The sequence below is a fragment of the Nocardioides agariphilus genome, from assembly GCF_015352445.1.
In the GTDB taxonomy this organism is placed as follows: domain Bacteria; phylum Actinomycetota; class Actinomycetes; order Propionibacteriales; family Nocardioidaceae; genus Nocardioides; species Nocardioides agariphilus.
Map to the genome: position 1 here is coordinate 12,637 of NZ_JADKPO010000029.1, position 23,018 is coordinate 35,654.

The 23,018-nt window shown below is 66.9% G+C and carries 16 protein-coding genes; 7 read left to right on the plus strand and 9 right to left on the minus strand.

The window, feature by feature from the left end:
• Window positions 1-78: 78 nt before the first annotated feature.
• Window positions 79-801, plus strand: coding sequence for a CDP-alcohol phosphatidyltransferase family protein (locus tag ISU10_RS17875; RefSeq protein WP_194697788.1), 723 nt, complete (start codon window positions 79-81; stop codon window positions 799-801).
• 32 nt (window positions 802-833) lie between these two features.
• Here the strand turns inward: ISU10_RS17875 and ISU10_RS17880 are convergent, their stop codons facing one another.
• Window positions 834-2,903: a glycoside hydrolase family protein gene (locus ISU10_RS17880; protein WP_194697789.1), complete on the minus strand. Its 2,070-nt coding sequence runs from the start codon at window positions 2,901-2,903 to the stop codon at window positions 834-836.
• 421 nt (window positions 2,904-3,324) lie between these two features.
• Between ISU10_RS17880 and ISU10_RS17885 the strand changes: the two genes are divergently transcribed.
• Complete coding sequence (locus ISU10_RS17885) at window positions 3,325-7,404, plus strand: hypothetical protein (RefSeq protein ID WP_194697790.1); 4,080 nt, start codon at window positions 3,325-3,327, stop codon at window positions 7,402-7,404.
• 62 nt (window positions 7,405-7,466) lie between these two features.
• On the opposite strand, the gene ISU10_RS17890 is transcribed toward ISU10_RS17885, so the two are convergent.
• A complete protein-coding gene (locus tag ISU10_RS17890) occupies window positions 7,467-8,357 on the minus strand; it encodes a LysR family transcriptional regulator (RefSeq protein WP_194697791.1) in 891 nt (296 codons plus the stop codon).
• Between the two features lie 235 nt (window positions 8,358-8,592).
• On the opposite strand from ISU10_RS17890, the gene ISU10_RS17895 reads away from it, so the two are divergent.
• The 4 genes from ISU10_RS17895 to ISU10_RS17910 all read left to right on the plus strand — a co-directional run bounded on the left by ISU10_RS17895 (window position 8,593) and on the right by ISU10_RS17910 (window position 11,968).
• A complete protein-coding gene (locus ISU10_RS17895; RefSeq protein ID WP_194697792.1) occupies window positions 8,593-9,534 on the plus strand; it encodes a LysR family transcriptional regulator in 942 nt (313 codons plus the stop codon).
• A 67-nt stretch (window positions 9,535-9,601) separates the two neighbouring features.
• Window positions 9,602-10,420, plus strand: a complete 819-nt coding sequence (locus tag ISU10_RS17900) for an ABC transporter substrate-binding protein (protein WP_194697793.1) — start codon at window positions 9,602-9,604, stop codon at window positions 10,418-10,420.
• 7 nt (window positions 10,421-10,427) lie between these two features.
• Window positions 10,428-11,213, plus strand: coding sequence for an amino acid ABC transporter permease (locus ISU10_RS17905; RefSeq protein ID WP_194697794.1), 786 nt, complete (start codon window positions 10,428-10,430; stop codon window positions 11,211-11,213).
• The gene (locus ISU10_RS17910; protein ID WP_194697795.1) at window positions 11,213-11,968 is read left to right on the plus strand and encodes an amino acid ABC transporter ATP-binding protein; all 756 of its coding nucleotides are present in this window, start codon (window positions 11,213-11,215) and stop codon (window positions 11,966-11,968) included. Before ISU10_RS17905 ends, ISU10_RS17910 begins: the two co-directional genes overlap by 1 nt.
• On the opposite strand, the gene ISU10_RS17915 is transcribed toward ISU10_RS17910, so the two are convergent.
• Window positions 11,965-14,178 carry a hypothetical protein gene (locus tag ISU10_RS17915; protein WP_194697796.1) on the minus strand — a complete coding sequence of 738 codons (2,214 nt, stop codon included), beginning with the start codon at window positions 14,176-14,178 and terminating at the stop codon, window positions 11,965-11,967. The two genes, ISU10_RS17910 and ISU10_RS17915, sit on opposite strands and share 4 nt — an antisense overlap.
• 192 nt (window positions 14,179-14,370) lie before the next feature.
• Here ISU10_RS17915 and ychF point away from each other — a divergent pair, with 192 nt between their 5' ends.
• Entirely contained in the window at window positions 14,371-15,447 is a 1,077-nt protein-coding gene (gene ychF, locus ISU10_RS17920; RefSeq protein WP_194697797.1) for a redox-regulated ATPase YchF, read from the plus strand.
• 97 nt (window positions 15,448-15,544) lie between these two features.
• Here the strand turns inward: ychF and ISU10_RS17925 are convergent, their stop codons facing one another.
• Genes ISU10_RS17925 through ISU10_RS17950 form a run of 6 tightly spaced genes read right to left on the minus strand, consistent with a single transcriptional unit; the run spans window position 15,545 to window position 23,017 of the window.
• On the minus strand, window positions 15,545-17,035 hold the full coding sequence (locus ISU10_RS17925) for a type I restriction-modification system subunit M (RefSeq protein ID WP_194697798.1): 1,491 nt from the start codon (window positions 17,033-17,035) through the stop codon (window positions 15,545-15,547).
• Between the two features lie 9 nt (window positions 17,036-17,044).
• Window positions 17,045-17,410: a hypothetical protein gene (locus ISU10_RS17930; RefSeq protein WP_194697799.1), complete on the minus strand. Its 366-nt coding sequence runs from the start codon at window positions 17,408-17,410 to the stop codon at window positions 17,045-17,047.
• Complete coding sequence (locus tag ISU10_RS17935) at window positions 17,407-18,072, minus strand: hypothetical protein (protein ID WP_194697800.1); 666 nt, start codon at window positions 18,070-18,072, stop codon at window positions 17,407-17,409. Before ISU10_RS17935 ends, ISU10_RS17930 begins: the two co-directional genes overlap by 4 nt.
• A complete protein-coding gene (locus tag ISU10_RS24205) occupies window positions 18,073-18,978 on the minus strand; it encodes a GIY-YIG nuclease family protein (RefSeq protein ID WP_194697801.1) in 906 nt (301 codons plus the stop codon).
• The gene (locus tag ISU10_RS17945; protein WP_194697802.1) at window positions 18,975-20,228 is read right to left on the minus strand and encodes a restriction endonuclease subunit S; all 1,254 of its coding nucleotides are present in this window, start codon (window positions 20,226-20,228) and stop codon (window positions 18,975-18,977) included. Before ISU10_RS17945 ends, ISU10_RS24205 begins: the two co-directional genes overlap by 4 nt.
• Window positions 20,225-23,017 carry a type I restriction endonuclease subunit R gene (locus ISU10_RS17950; protein ID WP_194697803.1) on the minus strand — a complete coding sequence of 931 codons (2,793 nt, stop codon included), beginning with the start codon at window positions 23,015-23,017 and terminating at the stop codon, window positions 20,225-20,227. The genes ISU10_RS17945 and ISU10_RS17950 overlap by 4 nt, the downstream gene beginning before the upstream one ends.
• Between the last annotated feature and the right edge of the window lies 1 nt (window position 23,018).

A 23,018-nucleotide genomic window follows, 5' to 3' on the forward strand; every position in this document is an offset into this window, starting at 1 on the left:
CCTAGTGAGAGCCCTGGTCGACTGACGGGTTCGGCTCAATGAGCCGACCGCCGCCCGGCGGGCCCTAGGGTGGTCGTCATGGCCACCTTGGGCGCCCGGGCGGCGGCCGCGGCCGTCCACGTCTTCACCGCGACGGGTGCGGTGCTCGCGCTGCTGATGGTGCACTTCTCCTACCGTCACGAGGTCGAGACGGTGCTGTGGCTGTTCTTGGTGGCCATGGTGATCGACGGCACCGACGGCATGCTGGCCCGGCGCTTCCGGGTCAAGGCGGTGCTGCCGGGCTTCGACGGTGCTCTCCTCGACAACATCGTCGACTACATGACCTACGCACTTGCGCCGATGGCGCTGCTGTGGGCCAACGGCTACCTACCCGACGGCGCTGCCGGCGGGGTCGTGGCGTCGATCCCGCTGCTTGCCTCGACGTACCAGTTCTGCCGGGCCGACGCGAAGACCGACGACCACTTCTTCCTCGGCTTCCCGTCGTACTGGAACATCGTGGCCTTCTACGCGATCGTCTGGGAGCTGTCGAGCACGGCGACCACGGTGCTGCTCCTCGGCTTGACCGTGCTCGTGTTCGTGCCGATCAAGTACCTCTACCCCTCGCGCACCGAGAAGCTCTGGTACGCCAACATGACGCTCTCCGGGGTCTGGCTGCTGCTCTTCGCCGTGATCACCGCCCAGCTGCCCGACCCGTCCGAGGTGCTGGTAGCCCTCTCGCTGGCGTACGTCGTGTACTACGTCGCTGTCAGCCTCTGGCTCACCTTCGCCAACCCTCGCCGTCGCGCGGCGATGTCGTCCTAGGACGATTACCCGGGTCGTCGGGGGGACGTGGCTCAGCGAGACTGGTCGCCGTTCCACGTGACGCCTGTGAAGGTGGCGCCACCGGTGGTGTAGTTGGCCAGGCCGAAGCCGCCGATCCCCCAGGCAGAGCTGCTGTGGTCGGTCCAGTTGATGAAGGGGCTGTCCGAGCTGCCGACGTACACCTGGAGGTTGGCCCCGGTCTTGAGGACCCGCAGTCGCACCGGAGCGGCGGTGGGGTTCCGGCCCGTGGGGGTGTCGGCGACGACCTGCCCGACGCCGGCCTGGTAGATGCCCAGGTTGCCGTTCTTGCGGAGGAACACGGTGTAACCGCCGGTCGACCACGCGCCCGTCATGTCCGGGTTGGTGAGGTTGAGTCCTGCCCACGCGGTCTGTGTCCCACCCGGCGGCAGGCTGACGGTGGCGGCGTAGGTGCCATCACCCAACCGCGTCGGCAAGGTGGCGTCTCCGTTGACGAGGTCTTGCAGGTTCGTCTGCCCGGAGGTCGCGACGTTGGTCGCCGTGCCACTCGCGATGTTCCAGGACCCGCTGCTGGTCGACCAGTCGCCGGACTGGGACGATGCCGGCACGTTGTCCCAGGCCGAGAGACCCGAGTACTGCCCCGACACGCTGTGGGTCGCAAAGGAGATGAAGCCTCCGAGGTACGGGTCGTCGGCGTCGGTCGTCGACACACCGTGCGAGACGTCACCGTTCAAGAACGCGCTGATGTTGCCGTTGGACTGGACGATCCGCAGGTTGACCCACTTGAGCACGTCGAGCTGGTCGAACTGGTCGTAGATGCGACCGCAGGCAAGGTCCCCGAAGCCCACTTTCACCAGGCACAGCTGCTTGAGTCGGTAGGTGAACGTGCGGAAGATGCGCAGGCGGGCGACGTAGCCGGAGTCGTTGACGGTGTCGCCCGGGTGGACCTTGCCGAAGTGCACCCCGATCCAGCTGTCCACGGTGTTGTCGTCGAACTTGATGTTGACCGAGATGGTGCTCGAGCCTCCGACAAGCGCGCCATCGATCTGTCCGCTGACCGCACCCGTGGGCAGGAGGGCCTGGGTGGTTCCGCTCCAGCGCACGCTGGACTGCCCGCAGGTCGACGAGTAGGCGTAGGCGATCCCGGTCGGCGCCCCGACCCGGATGGTGCCGGTGGCATCGGCCAGCAGCCCAGGGGTGCGCGCTCCCTGGTGGTAGTCACCCCGGGTGATGACCGACTTCGTGAACTTCAAGCCGTCCGCGGAGTCGTAGGCCTGCAGGACCGAGTGGGGGTACTCCTGGTCGGTGGTCAGTGCGACGTACCGGCTCGTCTTCGCGTCGTACTTCACGTCGGTGTCTGCCGGCCAGCGGTTGCCGACGCAGTCGAGGCCGGGGTAGGACTCAGGGTGCTCGATGGCGACGACCGGCTGTCGCAGCCGGAGGAACCAGGTGTCCTGGTCGCTGGGCTGGGTGCCGATCACGCTGGTGGACAGCAGCGTCTGGTACGTCGCACCGCCGACGCGCGTGTTGAAGAACAGGTATGCCGTGTTGTCGCGCACGACCAGGGACGGACCCGAGGCGCTGGCATTCGGGTCGCCGAAGCGAGCGATCGGCTGGGGTGTTCCGGTGCCCCACGACGTCCCGCCCCACTTCGCGTACGGCCCCTCGATGCTCGAGCTGCGCGCGACGAACACCTGGCGGTCGCTTCCCGAGACGCCGGTGTAGGTCAGGTAGTAGTAGGCCCCGATCTTGGCGACGGAGGGGTCGCAGACCCCACTGGAGTCCGGTCCCGTGGTCTCAGGTAGGAGCGCCTTGTTCTCACCCAGCACCACGCGCCCGCCGTTGGGGGCTTCGCCGGTCGGCGCTGCCCAGATCAGGTCGGGGCCGCCAGGTTCGTCAGGACCGCACGTGAGCACCCAGGTCCTCGCCCCGCTGATCACCGGGTCCGGGGAAACGCGATAACCGGCGACCTTGGCCGGTGTGTAGAGGTCCGACCCAGCGAGCGGTTCGATCACGACCTCGTCGCGTGAGACCGGTGTCGGCTGGGCCTGTGCGGGGGAAGCGGCGATCGTCGTCGAGACGAGCAGGAGGCATGCGGTGGCTGTGAGCGCGAGGCGTCTCATGGTGACCTTCCGAGGATGTGCTGGCGCACCGGCCAGGTGATGTCAGCGGCGCCGGTGCCTAGGGATGGAGCGCGCTGGCGTATGGACAGGACGAAGCTGCCGGGGGGAGTGGCCCGTGGCTCGACGCGTGGGGGGCGGCGGAGCCTCGGGGACCAGCACACCTGGCGGGTCCGACGTGCGTCAACACGCCCAACCCCCAGAGAAACAAGGGCTTGCGGGCCGGAGGAATCAAAGGTCTTCAACGTTGTCGCGTGCGATCCGTCCAGCACGAACCCGCCCCGCCACCAGTTGGGGCGCTCATCGCAGTCCGCCTGGTGCTCTGCGGCAGGAGGGCAACCGTTGCTGGCGGCGCAAGGTCTTGAGGCCGTTCGAAAGGATTGCTGGGATGCCTCGGACGCAATCCCGAACCCGAGGAGCTTCGATGACCGACCTCCAGCTGCGCCCAGCAGGGCACGCTCATGACGAGGGCTCACGACAGACCGAAGGCCCGAGTCCGGAGGACCTCCTGGTCCTCGCGGCCAACGAACGGCCGGCCACGATGTCTGCGATCAGCAGCCTGGCCGAAGACACCGTCTTCGCGGCCGGTATCGACGCGTCCGGCAAGCCCGGCAGCCTGGCGCTCTTCGGCAGCCCGCTGAGCGGCGGCGTACCCGAGCTTCTCTACGTGGACCCCGACGGCATGCTCATGTACGCCTGGCGCCCGGTCGGGGGCAGTGACACGTCCGAGCACGGCGACCGCGGATGGCGTCGCGACTACGTGGCCCGGGAGATTCGTGAGGTCAAGACAGTCACGCACCCGAACGGCACGATTTACGCGTTCGCGGTGTCCGCGGTCGACGGCACCTTGAAGGTCTTCGAGCTGGGAGTCACGGGCGAGGCATGGCCCGACTGGCGCGAGGTGACGATCCCCAGGTGGACCTATCAGAACCCGATCGAGAGCATCCACGTGCAGTACCTCGATGACGCGCCCAGGACGCCGGTCGTCTTCGTCACGCTCACGCTGTGGGCGGAGATGTCGATCGTGACGACCATCTTCGGCGGCTGGACCAACCAGGTTCAGCCCTGGGCGCAGCGGACGAACTACCTCCTGTCGAACTCTGACGCCGCGGAGCTCTTCGCGATCGGGTACGACGACGCGAGCCTGTCGTGGCTGCGCTACTACACCGTGAACGATGCCGGCGACCTCTGGCGTACCAGCCATGGCGCCGAGGGAGACAAGGTCCAACAGCTGGCGGACACCGGCTGGCAGTCGGGGATCGCCGGGTTCGCCGGGCCGACCGGGCTCGGAGCGCTCGGCACCGATGCCCAAGGCAACCTGCTCACCTTCGCGCCGTACGACGACAACAGTGTCAGCGGCTCCGGCCAGACCAAGAAGCTTCCGCTCGGGGGCGAGTACACGGACCTGACGCGCTGGCAGGACGGCTCCGGCATGCTGCACCTGTACGGCGTGAGCCCGGGCAAGCAGCTGCACGTGCTGCACCAGGTCGGTTGGGACCCCTTCGACCCAGAGCGCGCGTGCTTCGCACCCACCTGGGACGTCGTCCAGGGCAACGACAAGAACAAGACGACCTTCGCGGCCATGCGCCCACTTGTCGGCGACGTGGCCGCCTACGCAGTCGACGGCTATCCGGACCAGATGCCCAACCAGGTCGTGCAGCATGCAGGCGGCGGGTCCGAGGCCACGGTCATCTACACCCAGCAGGTCGGGACCAGCTACTGGGAGCAGGAGACGATCCGCGTGGAGGCGGTTCCCACAGCGGCGCCTATCACCCAACACCGCTACCAGTCGCGCGTGCTTGTCCAGGACGGCTACGGCGCCCCGGTTGCCGGCTGCGCCGTTACCGTCACCAGCGACGCACCTGTCGACCTCGACATCGCCGGGCGGGGATACCGGATCCGCCCGAACCTGCCGGCCACGGTCACCACCGACCTGACCGGGACCCTGACTCTGGCAGTGCCTGCGGTCGGCCTCGCAACCCCGGCCCTGCACCTGTCGGTGGCTGGTGTGGGCAGCTCCTTGACGATCCAGCCGGCGGCCGAGGTGCACAAGTTCCTGGCAGGGGCGGGCACGCTGCCAGGGCACAGCGGCGGTCTGACCGCGGCAGCCCTGACGGCGGCTCGGACCCCCGACGGGAAGTCCCCGCTGTTCCCCGTGCTGGCTGGCCCCGCTCCGTCGGAGTCCGACGGTGAGTGGCCACCCACTGCCCAGCAAGTGGTGACCTGGTGCCAAGGCGCGTTCGCGGTCGGCTCGGGGGCCCTGCTGCCCGTCGGGCTTCGCGACGGCCTCGGTGAGGGGGAGGAGGTGTTGGCGTTCTCCTTGCAGGCTCACGACCCCACGCGTCCGGCCACCCGGGTGTTCACCTCGAAGGACGACCTGGCACGGTTCCGCACCGAGCGTGGCGTGACCGAGGACTCCGAGTGGTTCGGGGACCTCGTCGAAGGCCTGCGTGCCTCGGTGCTGTCGGCCGCAGAGGTCATCGTGGACGTCGTCGACTCACGGCTGTCGGTGCTGGTCGAGCTCGCCAATGGAGCCCAGGTGTGGCTGCAGGCCAGGTGGGACGACGTCGTCTCTGCCGCGCATGCGGTCGAGGCCATCCTCAGCGCGCTCGGGGCGAAGATCGCCGACGTCGTCGCCTGGTTGAGCTGGCCGTTCGAGTTCGCTGACGTCTGGGCGAGCAAGGAGGCGCTGAAGGGCGAGATGGCCAACCTGGTGGCGAACCTCAAGCAGGCGACGACGTGGATGCGAGGGGTGCCCCCCGACAGCTGGACAGCACAGGCCCGACAAGCCGTTGACGACTCGCTCGCCTCCATGGGCGAAGTCTTCGGCGAGCAGTACATCTCCCGGTTCGAGTCCGGGGGTCCCCAGCCCGGGATCGAGATCCCTCTTCCGTCCCTCGGCCTGGACGACTTCCTGCGGAGCTCGACGTGCAACTGGATCAACGACCTGATGCGCCGGGCGACCTACGACAACACCACCACGTTCCCTGACAACCCGTTCAGCGCGCTCATCAACGGGATCGAGGCACTCCCGGAGTGGGAGGCATTCGGGCCCGACTTGACGAAGGTCGTCTCAGACCTGGCCGGCCTGTTCGACTGGTGGAACCCCAACTCGGCCAAGAACATCTTGGTGACGGCGCTCCTGGAAACGCTGGAGAGCCTGTTGAAGGGCGGAGTCGAACTTGGAGCGGCGGCCCTCCCGCTCATCTTGGACTTCATGGACGATCTGACGGACCGGCTGGTCGCGTGGGGTCAGCAGCCGGTGGGGTCACCGGAGCTGCAGGCCGTCTACTCCTACATCCAGCAGAAGGCTGGTGTGACGGGCGAGCCTGCGATCTTGACGTTCGCCGACATGGGTGTCCTGATGGCGGCCTACCCGGCGACGGTGCTCTACAAGGTGGCCTTCGGCGACGCGCCGTTCAAGGCCGGGGCGACAGGCATGGCCGACCTGCAGGTGCCGGACACCATGCCCGGCGCACTGGGTGGCTCGCAACCGCCGGCGAAGTGGAAGGCATTGCGGCTGTTCCAGGGTTACTTCGTCATCATGATGGTGCTCGACGGTCCCTTCGACGTCCAAATGAACAACATCGCGATCGCCAAGAGCCTCCAGGCGCCGTACTGGAAACCGCCCAAGGAGTACTGGGTGATCTGGGCCTACGCCCACGTGCTCGCGTACGGCATCGGCGACTACCCGCCCTTCTGGGGCAACGAGTTCCCGCCCGAAGGGTGGGGCCCCACCGACTGGGGTCCGACCGTGATGTGGTTCATGAGCGCAGTGGCCAACGCAGCTGATCTCGGCTGCGCCGCAGAGTGGTCGACCTTCCTGGGCGTCTGGGAGCCCGATTTTGACAAGAAGAAGGGTCTCTTGGGTCCGAATCTCTACTTCCTGCTGGGCGGCTGCCGCACGATCATCTCGGGCCTGCGCTACATGGACGGTGATGACAAGGACTATCCGTTCGCGAAGTGGAACTGCGCCATCAACGTCACCTCGTTCGAGTCGGCGACCACCGGCTTCCTCCGCATGGCGCTGCTCGAGAGTTCCCATCGCAGGTCTCCGGACACCTTTGTGTGGCGCGGGATAGTCCGGGCGAAGAGCGCCGTCGACTTCATCTGCGACTGGTTCGCGGGCTGGGCATCCATCGTCCAGATCGCCTATGAGGACAGGTGCCGGCCCTACATCAGCAAGGTCGACTACGACGACGCCACCGTGGGTAAGCCGTGGACCGCTCAGCTGCTGGGTGTCGACGGGATGACGCCCTACTCGTGGAGCATCGTCGCACCGGCCAATCCGCCTCAGGGGACGAGGCCGGGGCTGCCGGCGTCGCTGAGCAACTGGTCACCGGGCGCCCTGAGCGGGGCCGAGGTCGCGCTGACGGGCACCCCCGAGAAGGCAGACGTCGGGACGTGGATCTTCCTCGTGCGGATGGAGGACGACTACGGGCCGGGCTTCGCCTTCCAGACCGACGAGGTCCAGACGCTCGTCGTCCAGGACGCCGAGGGCTGAGAGCATGTCGGCCGGGGAGACCGTGGTCTCCCCGGCCGACGGCCACACCGTGCTCTGGCCGGCTACCTCAGGGTCTGCGTCGCGCTTTGTTGCAGCGTTTGAACGGCGACCTGGACGTTGTCGTCAGCGGGGTGGCGCCGGTGGAGGGCGATGGTGCGGCGCGTCGCGTCAGTTTCTCCCAGCGGTCTCACGTCGACCTCGAGTACACCGCGCTGAGGCAGTGCCGGCACGACGCCGATGCCCATGCCGGCAGAGACCAGACCGAGCACGACGTCCCGGTTGGTGCTGGTCGCCGAGATGCGCGGGCTGAAGCCGGCGGCGGCGCAGACCGTGACCAGGGCGCGCTTACCGACCCCGGCGTCGAGCCCGACGACCCAGGGGTGGGTGGACAGGTCGCGCAAGGCGAGTCCGTCACGCCAACCGGCAGGGGTGACCAGGTCCCAGGGCTCCTGACCGATCTCGACGCAGGCCAGCTGCGGCGGCAGCGCACGTGGTGCGGCCGGGTAGTCGTAGAGGAGCGCGACATCGAGGGAGCCGACGCGTACGCTCTCGACGAGCTCGTCGGCCGACTGCTCGCTCACCGTCAGCTCGAGGCGGGGGTGTGAAACCTTCAGGGCGCGCAATGTCGGCGCGATCAGGCCGGCGCTGGAGTCGAGGGAGGTGCCGATACGCAGGGTCCCGGCTTGCCCGAGGGCCAGGGCTCGGACGTCGTGCTCGAGTGAGGTCAGCACCGCCACGGCGTGCCTTCCACGCTGGGCCAGTCGCGTGGCTGCAGCGGTGCAGCGGATGCGCTGCGGCTCGCGGATGACGAGCCGGAGGCCGAGCGTCCGCTCCAAGGCCGCGACCTGCTGGGACACCGCGGAGGACGTGTAGCCCAGCTTCTTGGCGGCCTCGGTGAAGGAGCCCGTGCGGACTACTTCGGTGAGCGCCCGGAGCTGGACCGGGTTCAGCATCGCTGTGCTCTGCCACCGGAGACGTACGTCACACATCCAAAACTAGGTCCGCCCCCAGGGAGGCCGAACAGAACTGGTGGTAGGACACCGAATTTCTCAGATCTGGTGTATTTAGCCAGGGATTCTCCTGCCACGCGAGGTTGTCGTAAGAAAGTCTTGCGGTGACGCACTCTCGCGAACCCATCGCTCGTGGCTATGGTCCGCTCGTGTTCCGCACCTCTTCTCGGGCGCGGTCGTGCTGAAGCCGGTTCATCTCCAGACACTGGCTGCCGTCGTCCGCACCAGCTCGTTCTCCCAGGCCAGCCGCGAGCTGGGCTACACCTCCTCGGCAGTGGCCCAGCAGATCGCCGCGCTCGAGCGAGACCTCGGCGTCCGACTGTTCGTCCGGGAGCCGCAGCGGATCCGCCCCACGCCCGCAGCGCTGCTGCTCGCCGAGCGCGGCCAGCACGCCCTGGAGCTCCTGGAGTCCCTCGAGCAGGAGGCAAGGGCGACGGCGGCCGGGCAGCTGGGCCGCGTGAGCATCGGCACGGCGCTGGATGCGGGATCGGTGCTGGTGGCCGATTCCCTCGCTATGTTGCGAGAGGCGGGACCCGGCTTGGAGATCGAGCTGGAGGGCGGTTCGAGCAGCCAGGTGCTCGAGCGGGTCCGCGTCGGGGCGCTCGACCTCGGGCTCGTCTACGACTACCCACTCGCGCCACGACAGCTGGACGACGCCCAGGTGATCGAGCTGGAAGAGGCCCCGTGGCACCTCGTCACCCCGGTCGGCTGGGGGCAGGTGCACGACCTGACCGGGCTGGCCCACCGGGAATGGTTCGTGGGCCTGGATGCCTCCTCCGGGGAGGAGGCCGTGCGCACGCTGTGCCTCCGGTCCGGGTTCGACCCGTTGATCCGCCTGCACACGAGCAACCACGACCTGGTCCTCGGCAAGGTGGCCGCCGGGCTCGGCGTCGGGGTGGTGCCGCAACTGCCCTGGAGGCATCCCGACGGTTTGCACGTGCGCCCCATGGAGGAGGAAGGAGCGAGCCGCCTGACGGTGGCCGTGCACATGCGACGTTCGGGGACCCCCGCCTTGAGGGCAGCGGTGCGCGCCCTGCGAGAGGCCACCCGGAGATCGCGGCAAGGGCGTAACAGTCCAAGAAATTCTGGCACTCAACGTCCAGACAGCAAGAAATCATAGGTGTGAGAGCAGTATTTGGACCGCAGATCTTCTGTTACTCGGGCCATTTGCCGCATATGTTCCCGCCATGCCTCTACGCGCCGTCATCTCTGTCTCCTCCGCCGCCTTGTTGCTCGCCGGCCTGTCCGCCTGCGGGTCCAGCACCGACGACAGCACGACCGGAGAACAAGCGGGGGGATCCGGTCTCCAGCTGGTCTCCGCCGGTGACCTCACGGTCTGTTCCGACGTCCCGTACCCGCCGTTCGAGGACTTCGACAAGGCCGCGCCGTCGGGTTTCAAGGGCTTCGACATCGACGTGATCAGCTACGTCGCCGAGCAGCTGGATCTCGACCTGGTCGTCAAGGACTCCGACTTCGACGCCTTGCAGAGCGGGCTGGCCCTGAACGCCGGCCAGTGCGACATGGTGGCGAGCGCACTCACCATCACCGACGCCCGCAAGGAGAAGCTCGGCTTCAGCGACGGCTACTACGACTCCCAGCAGTCCCTGCTCGTGCGCTCCGACTCGGGCATCACGGGCATCGACGGTCTGGCTGAGAAGAAGGTCGGTGTGCAGAAGGGATCGACGGGCGAGATCTACGCCAACGAGAACGTGAAGGACGCCGACATCGTGTCGTTCCCGAGTGACGCGCAGATGTACGCCGCTATCAAGGCCGGCCAGGTCGACGCACTGCTGCAGGACCTGCCGGTCAACCTGGGCCACCAGGAGGACCCTGAGCAAGGTGGTGCCTTCACCGTCGCCGAGACCTACGACACCGACGAGCAGTACGGCTTCGCGTTCAAGAAGACCAACACCTCGCTGATCGCCGAGGTCGACGACGCACTGCAGGACATGCGCTCCAGCGGTGACTACCAGACGGTCTACGACTCCTACTTCAAGACGAGCTGACCACCGCGTGAACCGCACCCAACGACGCCGGGTCCGCGACGGCGCCCTGTATGCCGTCTTGACGCTGGCCCTCGTGGGGGCCGCCGTCGTCACCGACTGGGAAGCCGTCACCACCAACTTCCTCGACGGCCCCACCTGGCGGGCGATGTGGCCCGAGATCGTCACCGTGGCGGTCTGGAACACCGTCACGTACACGGTGATCTCGTTCGTCTTCGCCTTTGCGGTGGCGCTGGTGCTGGCCTTCATGAAGCTCTCGCCGCTGGCGGTCTACCGATGGCTGGCCACGGCGTACATCGAGTTCTTCCGGGGTTTGCCGGCGCTGGTCGTGATCTTCTTCATGGCCTTCGCGGTCCCGTTGGCCTTCCACTGGATCCCACCCGGCGGGCTGGTCGGAGCGGGCATCGTCGGTCTGATCGTCACCTACGCCGCTTATATGGCCGAGACGCTGCGAGCCGGCATCCAGGCGGTGCCCAAGGGACAGCGTGAGGCAGCCCAGTCGCTCGGCATGAACGGCGCCTGGACGACGGTGTCGGTGATCTTGCCGCAGGCGATCCGCATCGTGATCCCGCCGCTGACCAACGAGCTGGTGGCCCTGATCAAGGACACGTCCCTGCTCTTCGTGGTCGGCATGCAGGCCGACCAGGTCGAGCTCTCGGCCTTCGGCCAGAACAACACCGTCACCTTCGCCAATGCCTCGCCCCTGCTGGCGATCGCGCTGTTCTACCTGGTGGTGACGCTTCCGATGACGCGCCTGGTGGCGTGGCTCGAACGACGACAGCAAAGGGCCCGCTGATGACCACCGTTGAGCCTGAACGCGGGGCACGCGCGATCGAGGTACGCGACCTGCACAAGTACTACGGCAGCCACGAGGTGCTCAAGGGTGTCGACTTCCACGTGGACGCCGGGCAGGTGGTGTGTGTCATCGGACCCTCCGGCTCGGGGAAGTCCACGTTGCTGCGATGCGTCAACCGCCTGGAGGAGCCCACCTCCGGCCGCATCCTCGTGGAGGGGATCGACATCTGCGACCCGGAGGTCGACCTCGCCGCGGTCCGCTCTCGCATCGGGATGGTCTTCCAGCAGTTCAACCTGTTCCCTCACATGAGCGTGTTGAAGAACCTGTGCGTCGCCCAGCGCCGCGTCCGCAAGCGCAGCCAGGACGAGGCCGTGCGCATTGCCCGCGACAACCTCGCCAAGGTCGGGCTGGCCGACAAGGAGAACGCCTACCCGGCGCATCTCTCAGGCGGCCAGCAGCAGCGCGTGGCGATCGCGCGGGCCTTGTCGATGGAGCCCGACATGATGCTGTTCGACGAGCCGACCTCGGCTCTCGATCCCGAGCTGGTCGGCGACGTGCTCGCGGTGATGCGCACCCTCGCGACGGACGGCATGACGATGATGGTCGTCACCCACGAGATGGGGTTCGCCCGCGAGGTCGGCGACAACCTGGTGTTCATGGACGGCGGGGTGATCGTCGAGGAGGGCGACCCCGTCGACGTACTCAGTCATCCGCGGCACGCCCGCACCCAGGCGTTCTTGTCGAAGGTGCTCTAGCCGACCAGCGAGCTCGTCCACGTGACGCCGCCGAACCTGGCGGGGGTCTGTTCCCCGGCGAGGCCGAAGGCGCCGATGCTCGGTCCGCCGTTGGTGTCGTGGTAATTGATGGTGGGGTACTGGTCGTCGTCGACGTAGACCTGGATCCAGGAGCCGCGCTTGAGCACGCGGATCGTGACCGGTGTGTAGGCCGGGTTGGTGCCGGTTGCCCTGTCTGGGACGACCTGTCCGGCGCCGGCTTCGTAGAGGCCGAGATTGCCGTTGCGGCGCAGGAAGACGAGGTAGCCGCCCTGGCTCCAGCCGGGGTACTCCTCGTGGGCATCGTTGGTGAGGTTCAGGCCAGCCCAGGCCTGGGGTCCGCTGCCCTGGTTGGGGCCGAACTCGAGGGTGGCGGTGTAGGTGCCGTCGCCGACGTGGGTGGCGAAGGTGCGGCCGAGCACCGCGGACTCCTGGTGCAGGTACGCCGCACCGCTGGGTTGTGGATTCGGGTCCCTGCTGAAGATGAAGACGTCGTTGTTCAGGGTCTCCCATAGCCCTGAGGTGGCCACCCAGTCCCTGCCGAAATCCTCGTACCTGCCTGGCACGTTGTCGGTGACCCGGAAGTTCCAGAAGCTCGCCAGCTCGTAGGACGCCAGTCCGATGTAGCCGCCGAGGTACGGGGCGTCGGCGTCGACGAACGTCACCACAGGCTTGCTCATCCTGTCCGGGCTGAGGTTGCTCGCGGAGTCGACGTAGACGGCAATGTGCCCGTTGGCGACCACGATCTGCATGTGCTCGTAGTTCGACGGGAAAAGCTCGTCGTACTGCCCGGACGCGACGACGCCGAAGCCCGCCTTCCAGATCTGGACGCGGCCCTGGTGCTCCATGCTGACTAGGTAGCCCGAGCTGGAGAAGGTGTCGGTGGGAGACGTCTGCCCGAACTGCACACCGGACGGCCCGGTGTCGATGTCGGTGTCGATGTCGATGGTGTAGCTGCCTCCCCACTGCTGGGCGAAGTAGGTGGCGGTGTTCCACTGCTCCCGGTTGGCCGAGGAGCGGAACTTGTCGGCGATGATGGAGAACCTTCCGGAGGTGATGTTCCAGCCACCGGTGCCACTGGGGACCGGCTGGTTGGCGAAGCCGGTGGTGGCCTTGTCGAGCTGGACGGGGTCGAGGGTGAGGTTGCGGGGACAGCTGGCCTCGCCGTGGTTGAAGGCGACGGCTTTCGGGGTGGCGGTGGTGATGTGACCGCTCGGGTCGCCGATGAGGCTGGCGTTCATGGTGTGCGCCCGGATGTCGCCTCGCTTGGTGATGGACTGGGTGAAGTTGATGCCGTCGGTCGACTCCCAGGTCTGGATGGTGGAGAGGTTGTAGGTGGCGGCGTCGCTGGTGACGGCGACGTACTTGCCGAGGGAGTCGACGTACTTGACGTCAGTGGAGTCGCGGAGCTCGTCACCACCGCAGGTGACCTCGGTGTCCTGGCCCGGGTGGCGGATGACAGAGCCTCGTTCGACCAGGCGGGCGACCCACGTGTCGGGGTTGATGGAGGCCATGTCAGCGGTGCGGACCCTGGTCTGCCAGATCGGTGCCCCGTTGATGGTCGCGTGGTAGCCGTAGTAGACCGACAAGGTGGTGGGGGAGAGCACGAGTGAGGGTGCGGTGTCGCCGAAGGAGAGGCCGCTGTTGTCGGTGATCAATGGGGCAGGCGAGCCGGTCAGGGTCCAGGTGGTGCCGTTCCACTTGGCCCAGCTGCCGTTGGCGGCGGTCGCCGAACGGGCCACGAAGACGGCGCGGTGGCCGGAGGTGTCGGTGCCGGTGTAGGCGAGGTACCAGTAGTCGCCGGCCTTGACGACGCTGGGGTCGCAGGTGCCGCGGCTGTCGAAGCCGGCGCTGGTGGGCTGCAGCGCGTAGCCGTCCCAGGTCCACGTCTGGCCGCCGTCGGTGGACGTGGCGTGGCTGATGCGGGGCGGACCCGATGGCAGGCCGACACTGTTCTGGCAGGCCCACAGCTCGAGGGTGTTGCCGCGGGTGAGGATCGCAGGGCTGGTGACATAGGCCCACGGCGCGGTCGGGTTCGCGGTGACGATGTTGGTGCCCGGCACCGGGTTGAACACCACCGTGGAGCGGGTCTCCCCGTCGGGTATCGCCGACGCCGGTGGCGTCACGCCCATGACGAGCACGGGGAGTACGACCGACAGCAGGGCAAGCAGGACGGCACAGCGACGCTTCATCGGACCTCTTAGGAGTGGGGGGTGGGGGCCGGGCATCAGCCCGAGAGAGCTCGTGCCCCCGGAAAGTACTGACGTGTCGGGGGGAGCGACCAGCGAAGTGGTGGCTGGCGGGCGAGGTCGGGGATCGACCTCGGTGATCCGCAGCCGCCGCGATGCCGTCAGCCGGCCGACGGGCACCTAGACTTCCCGGCCGTGGCTCTCACCATCGGCATCGTCGGCCTGCCCAACGCGGGCAAGTCGACCCTCTTCAACGCGCTGACCAAGAACGACGTGCTCGCGGCGAACTACCCCTTCGCGACCATCGAGCCCAACGTCGGCGTGGTCGCCGTGCCCGAGCCGCGCCTGGGCAGGCTGGCCGAGCTCTTCGAGTCGGCGCGCGTGGTGCCGGCCACGGTCGAGTTCGTCGACATCGCGGGCATCGTCCGGGGCGCGTCCGAAGGCGAGGGGCTGGGCAACAAGTTCTTGTCCCACATCCGGGAGTCCGCGGCGATCTGCCAGGTGACACGGGTCTTCCGCGACGCCGACGTCACCCACGTCGACGGTGAGGTCAACCCCGGCAACGACATCTCCACGATCCAGACCGAGTTGATGCTGGCGGACCTCCAGACCGTCGACAACGCGCTGCCGCGCCTGGAGAAGGAAGCGCGGATCAAGAAGGAGACCGCCCCCAAGGCGGCTGCGGTCCGCGAGGCCAAGGAGGCGCTGGAGTCCGGCACGCCGATCATCGCCACGAAGATCGACCGCGACCTGTTGCGCGAGCTCTCGTTGCTGACGGCCAAGCCCTACCTCTACGTCTTCAACTGCGACGCCGACGAGCTGGGCGACGAGGCGCTGAAGAACGAGATGCGCGTGCTCGTTGCGCCGGCCGAGGCGATCTTCCTCGACGCGAAGTTCGAGTCCGAGCTGGTCGAACTCGACGACGAGGACGAGGCCCGCGAGATGCTGCGGGAGATGGGCGTTGACGAGCCCGGTCTCGACACCCTCGCCCGGGTCGGCTTCGACACCCTCGGCCTGCAGACCTACCTCACCGCCGGCCCCAAGGAGTCGCGCGCCTGGACGATCCGCAAGGGGGCCACGGCGCCCGAGGCCGCCGGTGTCATCCACACCGACTTCCAGCGCGGCTTCATCAAGGCCGAGGTCGTGTCGTACGACGACCTGATGGCCGCCGGCTCCATGCTCAAGGCCCGTGAGGCCGGCAAGGTACGCATGGAGGGCAAGGACTACGTGATGGCCGACGGTGACGTGGTGGAGTTCCGCTTCAACGTGTGAATCAGTGCGTTTGCGCAGGCCAGATGGGTGTAGCGGATCCCGGTCCTCACCAACTCTGCAAGCAAATCAGGTGCGAGGGGCGAGCGCCGAGCGACGATCAGGAGTTGGCGGAAGACGCTTCGAGTGCGGCGGCGACGGCCTCGAACTCGGCGAGCGCGGCCGTCAGGTCCTCGACGATCTCGCGGGCGATGACCTCCGGCGCCGGTAGGTTGTCGGCGTCTTCGAGCGACTCGTCGCGCAACCAGGTGATGTCGAGGTTGGCCTTGTCGCGGGCCACGAGCTCGTCGTACGTGAACGACGTCCACCGCTCGGACTCCACCCGCTCCGCGCGGTCCTTGCCGGACAGGTACGACGTCACGAAGTCATCGAGGTCTGCCCGGCGCAGCGGGTTCTGCTTGAGCGTGAAGTGCATGTTGGTCCGGAAGTCGTAGACCCACAGCTTCTGGGTCCAGGGCTGCTCGGCCGCTGGCTTCTTGTCGAAGAAGAGCACATTGGCCTTCACCCCGGGGGCGTACCAGATGCCGGTCGGAAGCCGGATCATCGTGTGCAGATCGAAGTCCGCGAGCAGCTTGCGGCGCAGCGTCTCGCCGGCACCGCCCTCGAACAGCACGTTGTCGGGCAGGACGACCGCGGCGCGACCGTTGATGTCCAGGATCGTCATGATGTGCTGCAGGAAGTTGAGCTGCTTATTGGACGTCGTCACGACGAAGTCCTGGCGCTCGATGTCGCGGTCTTCGCGCACGGCCCGTCCGTCCGCGCCGACCATGGTGAGCGACGACTTGCGGCCGAACGGCGGGTTCGTGAGCACCACGGACCAGCGCTGCCCGGGGTCGGCGATCAGGGAGTCGCGTACGTCGATGAGGGAGTCGCCGTTCGGTGTCCCGATGCCGTGCAGCAGCAGGTTCATCGCAGCCAGCCGAGCGGTGCCGTCGACGAGCTCGTAGCCGGAGATGAACTCGTCGCGGAGGTGATCGCGCTCGGTCGGCGTGAGGCTGGCGGCGTCGCGGGAGGCGTGCTCGTGGGCGACCAGGAGGAAGCCGCCGGTGCCGCAGGCGGGGTCGACGACCGTGTCAGTGGGCTTGGGGTCGATGACGTCGACGATCGCCCGGATCAGCTCGCGGGGCGTGAAGTACTGGCCGGCGCCGGAGCCCTTGTCGGAAGCGCCCTTCGACAGCAGTTCCTCATAGGCGTCTCCCTTGAGGTCAGTGCCGGAGGCTGACCAGTTTTCCTGGTCGATGAGGTCGACGATGAGTCGCTTGAGCTTGGCCGGGTCCTGGATCCGGTTCTGGGCCTTCCGGAAGATCGTGCCGAGCGTGCCCGGTTGTTGTGCAAGACCAACCAGAATCTGGGTGTATGTGACCTCCAGCTCCGTGCCTTCGGCGTCGAGGAGCTTCTGCCACGAGTACTCGGGCGGCACGATCTGTTGCGGGTTCAGCCTCCGGGTAGCCCGCTCGTGGGCCATCTTGAGGAACAGCAGGTACGTCAGCTGCTCGGTGTACTCGATGACGCCCACGCCGTCGTCGCGCAGGACGTTGCAGTAGGACCAGAGCTTGTCGACGAGGCGGCGGGAGTCAGGCGTAGTACTCATAGGTTGCTTTCACTTGGCCGGCCAGAAGGCGAGCTTCTGGTCGACGGTTGGTTTGGGTGTGAGCAGGTTCAATTCGACGGCGAGGCGATAGAACCCACTTCCGGCGTAGTTCTCGTTGAGATAGAGCACGATGGACGAGACGAGGGCCCCGACCACGGGCAACTGCTCCCGGGCGACCTCGCCAAGAAGCGATCCCATGGCCGCGCGCTCGCTGTCTTTGCTGAAGTCGAAGGGACGGGCCCCCGTACGCCGGTGAAGCACCGAGTTCAGCTCGGTATAGGACGTAGTGCGGCCCAAGCGAGCCTGCTCGGCCAGGAACTCTGATGTCGTCGCGACCAGCTCGGTCCACTCCGAGCCTTCTCGCCCCCAGATCATGTGGCACCACCGATCGGCACGACCAATGCGCGAAAGGTGCCGGCCGGACTTGAGTCCACGCGCGAGAAGTCCGACCAGCGAAGTTCGTAAGTTCCGCGCAGAGTCAACGGGGTCTCACGGCCTCTCGAGGTACCACCGGTGTTCGGTCCCCATCGTCGTTCGCCAGCAAGGACGTTGCCCTCGAAGAGGCGGAACGCATCCGCATTCGTGATGCGCCCATGCGTCGAAGCCCGCCAGTACGCGGCCTCGTTCGTCATTGCAATGACCAACCCGGCCCAACCTGAGCGCTCGCCAACGAAGCGCTCGACGCGTGCGATGTCCTTGACGACGTCGTAGGCGCGCAGATCCGACGCGCCGTGGTTCTTCAACGCGAAGGATTCACCTCGGTGCGCACCCGCCCAGAGTCGTGTCATGTACTTGAGCTCGACAGCCAGGCCACGCGGAGAATCTGGATCGATCAGTTCCAGGTCGAGACGAACACCCGGCTCGGGGTGGGTCTCGAGCCGGACCTCCAGACCGGGATTCAGCGTCTTTGCCTCCCATGCGAACGCGAACTGGAAGTCTGCCTCCGAATGGAACACCGCTCTACGTTCAGCCAGGGAGGCAAGCACTGCGTAGGGGTCGATGAGCCCTTCGCTCGGCGTGTGGTCGGTCGCGATCATCTACTCCACGCCCCGGCTCTCCCAGTCGCCGAAGGTCTCGCTGCCCGCGACCCACTCGCGGCGGCCGTTGCAGGAGCGACCGAGCGCGACAGCTCCCGCTGTCGAGGGAGAGGAGAACACGACATCGCGGGCGAGGCGACCTTTGCCGTTCTCGACGACGATCGACCCGTCAGTGACCAACTGTTCGTGTTGGGCTCGGTAGGAGGCGTACGCCTTCTGTGTGCTGTCGGCTTTGCCGACGCCGTGCCACGACGCGACGACGATCGAGCCGGCAAGCATGGTGAACTCGCCGTCGACTTGCTGTGCCTGGGCGTCAACGCCGAGTTTGGCCTGGCGCAGCCGGAAGACCGGAGACTCCGTGCTCTCCGCGAGGGGCGCCGTCGACGGCTTTGGCGGCCGCACCCGGATCGCATTGACGCCGAGGACGGGCAGGACGATCTGGAGTTGCGACAGGAAATAGTCCATGTCTGAGGCATCCGCCTCGGGCAGCGCCGGTACAGGCGGCGCGGTGCCGTTCTCCAAACTCACCCGGCCGGCCTGCGTGGCGAGCGAAATGAGCCGCGACTCCAGGTAGCGACCGTGGGACTTGGTGAGATTGGTGTCCTTGGACGTGACGAGGACGACGCGATCCCAGTAGTCCTTGTTGACGTCGCGGTTGTGATATCGCAGGCGGTCGGCCACGACGTCGGCCTCACCGATGTAGCAGCGGGTGTCGCCGATCGCGGCTTCGTCGTCACCCAACAGCAGGTAGACGCCAGTGCGCTGAGCCTCATCGCGCTTCAACAGATCGGCCAGGTCGGAACGGCGGCCAGACAGCACGTGGCCGGTCCAGTTGGTGATCTCCGCCGTCGTCAGGCCTCCCGGTGTGCCGTCGACGAGGAACAGCTTGATCTGTTTGCCACTCACGCGCCGATCATCTCCTCGGCCTCCGACAAGTCGGTTGGATCGCCGGTGAGGCGGCCCGAGAAGGCGGCGCCAAGCAGGGAGCGGCGCAAGGCAGAGGATCGGGCGACGGCACGATTAACTTCGAGAGCCAGTTGCAGAAGGGCATCGCGCGACTCCCGGACCGCGGTCGTGACTCGTTCCTGGTCTGCCAAGCTCGGCACTGGGACCCGCACCGCCGCGAGGTCCTTCTGGTTGACCTTGTAGATACCGGCAGTCGTCTTGGCCGCCTGCTCGATCTGACGTCGAACGCCGGGCGCGTTCCAGACGTAGGCCAGAAACTCAGGGTGGATCCGGGTGAGGTCAGGTCGTGCCCGGATCAATGTGTCAGGGAACGCGACGGCGTCTGGCTCGTCGGTGATGAGCCCTCCGCGGCCAACGAGTCGGAGGCTGCCGTTGCCGCGGGCAATCAGGAAGTCGCCCCGCTCGACCAGGAAGCGCCTGGCGTCGGCCGCTGTCCATGCGCCGGGCTTCCGCTCGGCCAAGTCGATGTGGCCATCGCGCAGGGCAGTAAGGCGCAGAACCGGGAACCCGTCCTCTTGGGTCGGGACTGACTTACCGTTTGCGAGACCGTCGGCGAGGAGCTCAGCGAACGGGAGCTCCGCACTCTCCAACGCCGCGAGTGCGCTCACAAGCAGTTGGTCGTACAACACGTTGCCACGTCGCTGAGCTGCTTCGAGGTAGGCGTCAGCGGCGTCAAGGCGGGAGAGGTGGTCCTCGAGGAGGTCGACGATGCGATGCTGCTCAGCGAGGGGCGGAAGGGGGAGCATGATTCGCTTGAGTTTGGTGACGCTTAGTGTGTGGAGGCCACTGGTCGAGCTGGCGACTCGCGAGAGTTCGTCCCTAATCGTGGGGGAGTTCCAGAGCAGCCCGAGGTAGCGCTCATAGAGGTCGGGTGCTGGCCGTACACGGATGAGGTGGTTCTGGTGGACCGCATCCTTGATCGAGCCGTCCCAGACTGCGGCGCGGCCTATCTGGCTCGCCGACCCATTGCCTTCGACGACCAGGAGATCGCCTCGCTCGAGGCGAAAGCGGTCGAGTTCACCGTCGAAGAGTTCCACCGCGTGAACGTCACTTAGGTCTAGGCCGGACGCCGTCACGTTCGAAACCCGAAGGAATGGGAATGCGTTGTCCCGGGGTGCACGTTTGGGCTGCTTCTGGATACCGCCCTGGATCTCGGCTACCGCGTCCAGCGGAACTTCTGGCCACGTCATGCCGTGAGCTCCGAGTTCAGTTCGTCGATGAGCTCGGCCGCGCGGTCGCCGAGGTCGCGTAGGGCGCCATCGGTGCCGCCGCGCTCGGTGAAGGGGGCGTCGTCGAGGTCCTCCGTGCGGATGCCGGCGGAGTTCGCGATCACCTTGACCATGTTGTCGAGCCACCAGCGCTCTGTGTCCGTGAACGTGACGCCGGCCTGCTCCTGCTGGGCCAGCCAGGCGGCGTACCTCTCCTCTACTCGTTCGACGTAGGGGATCAGCTTGTCGTCGACACCGACGGTGTAGCGGACCAACGAGACGAGGTCCGTCAACGTGTGGTGGTGGTTTCGAGACGGGCGCTGCGCGCCCTCCTCAACCACCGAGTCTTGATACTCGGGATTGAGGGCGACGTAGGCGTTCCAGATGATGTCGGGTGTCCAGTTGTAGGGAGGTCGTGCGATGCGGTCCGCGAGCTCTTTGATGTCGCTGAAGGAGATCCGTCGTTCCTTGGCTTCGGTGAGGAGCTGGATGGCGGTGATCTCGGCGCGGTGCTCGTCGAGGTAGGCGCGCCAGGACTCGACGACGGATGTTGCCTTGCTGGGGTCGACCACGCCGTACGCATCGAGCAGTACGTCGGCGGAGACCTCGTCGACCACCCGGTCGTGGACGCGGCGGAGCTCGAGGATGCGGGCGCGCAGGTCCGGATTCGATGCGAGTGACTTCACGGCGTCGATGATCAGCTGCTGACGGACCGCGTCCGGGTCCTCGGCACCCTCGATGGCTTCGGCCTGCCGGTCGGGGTCGACGGCATCCACGAGGTGGCGGACCACCTTCCGCACAGACCCGCCGGCGACGGAGTCGAGCTCGGTGCGCTCCTCGGGAGTCAGCTGGTGTTCGAGGGCGGCGAGCCGTGATGCGAGGGTTGCCGTCTCGTCCTCGGTGATGGTCAGATTGGCGGCCTTCTCCAGCAGCTTCTGGAGGCTGACCGACTTCTCGCGGTTGAGCGGCGGCTCGACGAAGTCGTGCTCGGTGACCCCGATGGCGTCGATGAGCACGAAGCGGGTCTTGTTCTTGGCGTCGGGGGTGACTGCCCGGAAGTCGGCTGAGGGGATGGTGCGGGCGCCGCGGCCCTTCATCTGCTCGAAGTATTGCGGCGAGCGCACGTCTCGCATGAAGAACACGCACTCCAGCGGCTTCACGTCAGTTCCGGTGGCGATCATGTCGACGGTGACCGCGATCCGGAGAGCCGGGCTGGTGCGGAAGGCGGCGAGCTGCTGGTCTGCGTTGCGGGCGGTGTAGGTGATCTTGGCGGCGAAGTCATTGCCCTTGCCGAACACCTCGCGCACCTGGGTGACGATCTCCTCGGCGTGGGCGTCGTCCTTGGCGAAGATGAGAGTCTTCGGCACCGTCGACCGTGCCGGGAAGATCTCGGTGAAGAGCTTGTCCCGGAACGTCTCCAGCACGGTGCGGATCTGGTCGGTCGCGGTCACTGCGCGGTCGAGCTGACCGCTGGTGTACTCGAGGTCCTCGTCCAGCGCCTCGTAGCGCTGGGCGCGGGTGCGCCGGTCGACCTTCGGGACGACCGTCCCGGCTTCGATCGTCGAACCCTGGTCGCTGATCTGGGTCTTGATCCGGTAGATGTCGAAGTCGACGTTGACGTTGTCGGCCACAGACTGCGGGTAGGTGTACTCCGAGACGAGGTTCTGCTTGAAGAACCCGAAGGTCTGCTTGCCAGGGGTCGCGGTGAGGCCGACCACGTGGGCGTCGAAGTACTCCAGGACGCCGCGCCACTGGCCATAGATCGAACGATGGGCCTCGTCCACGACTATCAGGTCGAACGTCTCCGGTGGGATGTCGGCGTTGTAGGCGACGGTGACCGGGGCGTCGGGCACCCAGCCGTCCAGCCCTGGATCATCAGCGTCGTCGTCGAATGCCTCGTTGCGCAGTGCCTTGAAGACGCGCTGGATGGTGGAGATCGCGAGGGCCGTCGACTCCGGCATCGGGCCGCGGTTGAGGCGGTTGACGTTGTAGAGCTCGGTGAACCGGCGGCCGTCGTCGGGGGTGCGGTAGTTCTCGAACTCGCCCATCGTCTGCTTGGCCAGGTTGTTCCGGTCGACCAGGAACAGGATGCGGTCGAATCCGCCGAACTTCAGCAGCCGGTAGGACAACGTCACGGCCGCGAAGGTCTTGCCGGCACCGGTCGCCATCTGCACCAGGCTCCGGTCGTAGCGCTGCTCGCGCAGGCTCTGCTCGACGCCGTTGATGGCCTCGATCTGTGCCGGCCGTAGGGGAGTGGTGTCCAGCGGTGGCATCGCGGTGACCTTGCCCCGCCAGGTCGGGTGTTCCTCGTCCTTCCCTCGAAGGGTCTTGGCGAGGGTGGCCGCCTTGGGGAAGTTGAAGATTCGGCGAGCCCGCGGCTCGGGATCGAAACCGTTGGTGAAGTGGGTCTCGGTGCCGCTGGCCTCGAAGACGAAGGGGAGCCGGCCGTCCTTGGTCTGGGCCGCCAACCTGACGTCCGCCGGGAGTCCTTCGGCGTACATCGCGGACTGCCACTCGACACCTGAGAGAGGAGTGCCCTCCGGCTTGGCCTCGATCACCCCCACGACCCGTTGGTCGACGTAGAGCAGGTAGTCGGCTCGACCGTGTCCGGTCGCCATCGTTGCCTCGCGGCGCGCGACGCCTTGCGCTGCGAAGAGGTTAAGCGACCTGCTGTCCTGGACCGACCAGCCCGCGTCGGTGAGCTGGCGGTCGATCAATACGCGGGCGCGCGCCTCCGCGGCAAGGCGGTTGGCGTCGTTCCCGAGGTTCATG